General features: G+C 70.5%; 6 protein-coding genes. 3 read left to right on the forward strand and 3 right to left on the reverse strand.

Annotated features, from left to right (window positions below):
- Both E1264_RS39050 and ychF read right to left on the reverse strand, forming a co-directional pair.
- Positions 1 to 673, reverse strand: a 673-nt coding sequence (locus E1264_RS39050) for a conjugal transfer protein (protein ID WP_132182025.1), incomplete at its 3' end; no start/stop codon positions are given.
- A gap of 501 nt (positions 674 to 1174) precedes the next feature.
- Positions 1175 to 2266, reverse strand: coding sequence for a redox-regulated ATPase YchF (ychF, locus tag E1264_RS39055; protein WP_132182027.1), 1092 nt, complete (start codon positions 2264 to 2266; stop codon positions 1175 to 1177).
- Positions 2267 to 2420: 154 nt separating this feature from the next.
- Here ychF and rmuC point away from each other — a divergent pair, with 154 nt between their 5' ends.
- Positions 2421 to 3815: a DNA recombination protein RmuC gene (rmuC, locus tag E1264_RS39060; protein ID WP_132182029.1), complete on the forward strand. Its 1395-nt coding sequence runs from the start codon at positions 2421 to 2423 to the stop codon at positions 3813 to 3815.
- A gap of 56 nt (positions 3816 to 3871) precedes the next feature.
- Positions 3872 to 4429: a DUF6542 domain-containing protein gene (locus E1264_RS39065; protein ID WP_243711444.1), complete on the forward strand. Its 558-nt coding sequence runs from the start codon at positions 3872 to 3874 to the stop codon at positions 4427 to 4429.
- A gap of 13 nt (positions 4430 to 4442) precedes the next feature.
- Here E1264_RS39065 and E1264_RS39070 read toward each other — a convergent pair whose 3' ends face one another.
- Positions 4443 to 5420, reverse strand: a complete 978-nt coding sequence (locus tag E1264_RS39070; RefSeq protein ID WP_132182033.1) for a 4-hydroxy-3-methylbut-2-enyl diphosphate reductase — start codon at positions 5418 to 5420, stop codon at positions 4443 to 4445.
- A 252-nt stretch (positions 5421 to 5672) separates the two neighbouring features.
- Between E1264_RS39070 and E1264_RS39075 the strand changes: the two genes are divergently transcribed.
- Positions 5673 to 5921, forward strand: a 249-nt coding sequence (locus E1264_RS39075; RefSeq protein WP_132182035.1) for a hypothetical protein, incomplete at its 3' end; no start/stop codon positions are given.

Below are 5921 nucleotides of genomic sequence, written 5' to 3' on the forward strand. Positions count from 1 at the left end.
GGGGAAGGAGGGCGGGCCGTGCGGACACGACGAGGGAGCCGTTCCGGTCGGCGTAGACGGGAACGGCGAGGCGGAGCCACTGGTCGGCGGTGCGGGCGAGCAGCGTGACGGTCGCGTTGCTGGCGTCGCGGGCGTCGACCCCGGCGACCTGGACGCTCTGCACCTGCATCTTGCCGGCGCCGTTCCAGCCGAACTGCGGGTCGGCGCCGTCGGGCAGGAACGTCCGCAGCTGCGCCTCGCGGGCGGGCGCGGTCTTCTGGTCGTAGTTGAGGTAGACGTTGGCGAACTGGAGGGCGAACGCGCCCGCGGCGCTGCTGGGGAACCCGGCGCCCCGCGCGGGTTTGGGACCGCTGCCGCCGGCCGGGGTGGCCGGGTCTTCGTCGGCGGTGAAGCGCTCGAAGGGGGCGCGGACGCCGTTGACGAGGATGACGAGGATGAGGGCCCAGAGCACGGCGCGCCCGGCCCAGACCCACCAGCGCCCGCCGGATCCGCCCCAGCGGCCGCCGCGCGGGCCGTCGCCGCCGCCTCCGCGCCCGCCGCGCCGGCGGTCGGCCGGGTCGGCGGCGGGCAGGCCCCACGGGTCGACGGACGTCGCGAGCGCCCGGCCGGGCGGTGCCGTCTCGTCGACAACGGCGGTGTCACGGCCGCGTCCCACGGCCGACCTGCGAGCCATCCTGCCTCCGCTCGCGCCTCGCCCCCGGTCGGCGCGGTCCTGTGTGCCTGGTCGTCTTGCCGGTGGCCTTTCTGAACCCACCCCGGGCCCAGCGTAACCACGAGCGTCAATTGTTCCAGCGCATCGCAGCGAAGCACAGCCCCGGCACGCGGTTGTGGATAATGCGATCCACCTCAGCAGGAACAGGGAAGATTGCCAAACGGTGACGATCCCCTATCCGCGGCTCCGAACGGTGCGCAGGCCCAGGTTCCGGACAAGCAGCCCGTGACGGGAGGTGCTTGGTTACCTGGTGACGGCCCCGCCCGCAATCCGTTCCCAAAGAACCCGGCAAAGTGTCGGTTTTGGGACGTATAACAGCAAAACACCCAGCTCAGGCGCCTCTGCCGACACGCCGGCCTCATCGGCCCCAGAAAGCGTCGCAGGGCACCGCTGTTGTCAAAATCACACAGGTCACGGCCCTGTTCAGATGCAGGTGGGGCGCCTCGGCCCCCATGCCGCCGGTCAGACGTTGAAGCGGAACTCGACGACGTCGCCGTCCTGCATGACGTAGTCCTTGCCCTCCATGCGGACCTTGCCCGCGGTGCGCGCGCCGGCCATCGACCCGGCGGCGGTGAGGTCGTCGTAGGAGACGATCTCGGCCTTGATGAAGCCGCGCTGGAAGTCGGTGTGGATGACCCCGGCCGCCTCCGGCGCGGTGGCGCCCTTGCGGATCGTCCAGGCCCGCGCCTCCTTGGGGCCCGCGGTCAGGTACGTCTGGAGGCCGAGGGTGGCGAACCCGATCCGGACGAGCTGCGACAGCCCCGACTCCTCCTGCCCCATGCCCTGCAGCAGTTCGAGCGCCTCGTCGTCCGGCAGCTCGATCAGCTCCGCCTCGATCTTGGCGTCCAGGAAGATCGCCTCGGCGGGGGCGACCAGGGAGCGCAGGCGCGCGCGCAGAGCCTCGTCGGTCAGCTCGCTCTCGTCGAGGTTGAAGACGTAGAGGAACGGCTTGGCGGTGAGCAGGTGCAGCTCGCGCAGGAGCGTCAGGTCGATCCCGGCGGCCGCGGCGCCCGCGAACAGCGTGACGCCGTCGTCCAGGAGCTTCTGCGCGGAGTTGACGGCGTCGACGACCGCGAGCTTCTCCTTGTCCTTCTTGGTGCGGGCCTCCTTGTCGAGGCGCGGCAGCGCCTTCTCGATCGTCTGGAGGTCGGCCAGGATCAGCTCGGTGTTGATCGTCTCGATGTCGCGGGACGGGGCGACGTCGCCGTCCACATGCGTGACATCCGGGTCCTCGAACGCGCGGATGACCTGGCAGATCGCGTTGGTCTCCCGGATGTTGGCGAGGAACTTGTTGCCGAGCCCCTGCCCCTCGGACGCGCCCTTGACGATGCCGGCGATGTCCACGAACTCCATCGTCGCCGGGATGATCTTCTGCGAGCCGAAGATCTCCGCGAGCACGTCCAGGCGCGCGTCGGGCACGCCGACCACGCCGACGTTCGGCTCGATGGTCGCGAACGGGTAGTTGGCGGCCAGCGCGTCGTTCTTGGTCAGCGCGTTGAACAGGGTGGACTTGCCGACGTTGGGCAGCCCGGCGATTCCGATGGAGAGGCTCACGGCCGTCAAGTTTATGGGCGTCGACCGACCCCTTGGGCTGCCCAGATCATCCGGCGGCCCGCGGGTTGGTGAATAGTGAGCCAAATGTCCGGGGACGGCGGGGGTCACGGCGAGTCGCGGTGGTCGTTCGTGGCCGCGCTGTCACGATGAGGCAATGGATCTCGCGCTGTTCGCCGGACTCCTCGTCGGCGCCGTGTTCGGCGTCGTCGCCGGGTACGCGCTCGCGACGAGCCGGCAGGGGGCGCTGATCGCGCGGGCCAGAGCGGCCGAGGAGAAGCTCGCCTACGCGGAGGAGCGGATGGCCGAGCACTTCGAGAACCTGTCCGCGAAGGCGCTGGACGCGAGCAACCAGCGGTTCCTGGAGCTGGCGGACGCGCGGCTCAAGGCGGCGGGCGTCGAGGCGGCCGGTGAGCTGCAGCGGCGGCAGCAGGCCGTCGAGCACCTGGTCGCGCCGCTGAAGGAGACCCTCGCGAAGGTGGAGGAGCAGCTCCGCGAGGTCGAGACGGGCCGCCGCGAGTCGCACGCGATGCTGGCCAAGCAGGTCGACTTCGTCCGGCAGAGCTCCGACCAGCTTCGCCGCGAGACGCAGTCGCTGGTGCGGGCGCTGCAGCGGCCCGAGGCGCGCGGGCGGTGGGGCGAGCTGCAGCTACGCCGCGTCGTGGAGCTCGCCGGGATGGCGCACCACTGCGATTTCGACGAGCAGGCCAGTGCCGTGACCGTCGACGGGACGGTCCGTCCCGACATGGTGGTGCGGCTGGTCGGCGGCAAGAGCATCGTGGTCGACTCCAAGGTCTCGCTGGCCGCGTATCTGCAGGCCGCCGAGAGCGGCGATCCGGTACGGCTGGACGCGCACGCCCGGCATCTGCGCGACCACGTCGACCGGCTGGCGGCGAAGTCGTACTGGCAGGCGTTCAGCCCGGCACCGGAGTTCGTGGTGCTGTTCATTCCGGGCGAGGCGTTCCTGGCGCCCGCGCTCGACCGCGACCCTGACCTGCTGGAGCACGCGATGCGGCGGCGCGTGCACATCGCCACGCCGACGACCCTCATCACCATGCTGCGGACGGCGTCCTACGCATGGCAGCAGGCCGCTCTCTCACGGAACGCCCGCGCCGTCTTCGATCTCGGCAAGGAGCTGTACGAGCGCCTAGGGACGATGGGCCAGCACGTAGACGAACTGGGCCGCGCGCTGACCGGCGCCATCAAGTCCTACAACCGGACGATCGGAACGCTGGAGACGCGCGTGCTGGTCAGTGCGCGCAAGCTGAACGAGCTGGGCGTGGTTGACGACGAGCTGGACGGCGCCCGTCCCGTCGAGGAGAGCCCGCGCGCGCTCTCCGCCGCGGAACTCACCGCCCATGACGAACCGTTCGACGCTTTTAAGGACGGCCACATGCCCGATGACGAATGGTCTCAGCCTGGATCGGACGCGGAAGCGATAGGTTTCGGCGAACGGGCCATCCCCGAGCAGACTGATCGGCGAAACACCCATGAGCGAAGCGGGCCGGGGGGAACGGGAGGCCGTCCCTCCGCCGGTGAGGGGTGGCGATGAGTTCATCGACGGTACGCGGCGCGCCGGGCGGCGCCCCGCCGGCACCGGAGGGTCCAGTGGGACGTGAGCGCGGCTCCCCTGGACGCAGGCGCCCGGCGGCCTCGACCCCGTCCGGCGGCCCGATCAGCCTCACCGGGCGCGGCGGCATCGTGGTCATGTTCGCGGCCGGGGTGGTGTGCGGGCTGCTGTCGCGCTGGTTCGGCGTGCCGCTGCTCGCCGGCGGCGGCTTCGCGGTCGGCTGCGCCCTCGCCGCGTTCGCGACGCGCCCGGCCGATCTGCTCACGCTGGTGGTCAGCCCGCCGCTGGTGTTCTTCGCCGCCACGTTCACGGTCGTCCTCGCCACCGCACTCGGCGACGGGTCGCTGCTGCGCGCCGTGACCGTCGGCGTCCTCACGGCGCTCGCGTCCACCGCGCCGTGGCTGTTCTTCGGCACGGCGCTCGTGGTGGTCATCTGCCTGGCCCGCGGGCTCAGGACGAACATCAGGGAGCTGCGCGACAAGCTCGCCGGGGTCCGGCTCTTCGAGAAGGAAGAGAACGAGAACCCGGTGCGATGGGACGAGTCCCCCAGCACGACGCTAGAACCGCGCCGCACGCACCACGGCGACGTCGACTGAGCCGGGCGGGCGTTCAGACGGGCGTGATGGGGAGCGGCTTGCGGAGGTCCTTGCGGAGCTCCTTCGGAAGCGAGAAGCGCATGCTCTCCGGCACGGACTCGATCTCCTCCGCCTCGCCGAAGCCGCGCTCGTACAGCCAGGCCAGGACCTCCTGGACCAGCTCGTCCGGGACGGACGCGCCGCTGGTGACGCCGACCGTGTCGACGCCCTCCAGCCAGGCCGGGTCGATGTGCTCGGCGTAGTCGACCAGGCGGGCGTCGTCGGCGCCGTGCTCCTTGGCGACCTCGACCAGCCGGACGGAGTTGGAGGAATTCACCGAGCCGACCACGATGACGAGCTGGGCCTGCGCCGCCATCTCCTTCACCGCGACCTGCCGGTTCTGCGTGGCGTAGCAGATGTCGTCGGAGGGCGGGTCCATCAGCTTGGGGAACCGCTCGCGGAGCTTCTCGACGGTGGCGATCGTCTCGTCCACCGACAGGGTCGTCTGGGACAGCCACGCGACCTTCTCCGGGTCGCGGACGGTGATGTTCGCGACGTCGCCCGGGCCGTCCACGAGATGGATGTGGTCGGGCGCCTCGCCGGTGGTGCCGATGACCTCCTCGTGGCCCTCGTGCCCGATCAGCAGGATGTCGTAGTCCTGGGCGGCGAACCGCACTGCCTCCTTGTGGACCTTGGTGACCAGCGGGCACGTCGCGTCGATGGTGCGCAGGCTCAGGCCCTTGGCCTCCTCGTGCACGACGGGCGCGACGCCGTGCGCGGAGAAGACCACGATGGAGCCTTCGGGGACCTCCTCGGTCTCGTCCACGAAGATCGCGCCCTTCTCCTCCAGCGTCCTGACGACGTGGACGTTGTGGACGATCTGCTTCCGGACGTAGATCGGCGCCCCGTACTTCTCCAGAGCGATCTCGACCGCCTGCACGGCACGGTCGACGCCCGCACAGTAACCACGCGGCTTGGCGAGCAGGACACGGCGCTTCGTGTTCGCGGTCATGCGTCTATCGTACGAGGGACGGTATGGGGCCAGTACAGCGGTGGACGGGGTCCGCCGGGCGGGTCGACGCCCGGTGAAGGCGAGGCCGAAGCCCAGGTGAAGCCCGCGATGTGACCCACCGCACGCCGCTCTTGGACAGAAATCCATTAACCCGGGGTGACCACGATCGCACCCATGGGGCAGAGTGACATTCGACAAGCCAGTGCCGTCCGACCCGATCCGGTGTTCACGTCGGCAGGGAGAGGAAAGACGATGACGAGATCGCCGCGGCGCCTGAAGCAGCAGGTGCAGGACACGGTGGGCGAACAGGTCCGCGACCTTCCGCTGCACGCCGTCCGGCTGGCCATGTTCGGCGTCGGCCGGGCGCTGCTCCTCGGCGACCGGGTGACCCGGGACTACAAGGAGATCACCGAGGGCGGCGGGGTGAAGCCGGTGCTGGGGCGGCTGCGCGACGACGTCCAGACCACGACGGTCAAGGTCGTCGGGCGCGTGGTGGAGCGC

It is taken from the genome of Actinomadura sp. KC216 (genome assembly GCF_004348535.1).
Classification (GTDB): domain Bacteria; phylum Actinomycetota; class Actinomycetes; order Streptosporangiales; family Streptosporangiaceae; genus Spirillospora.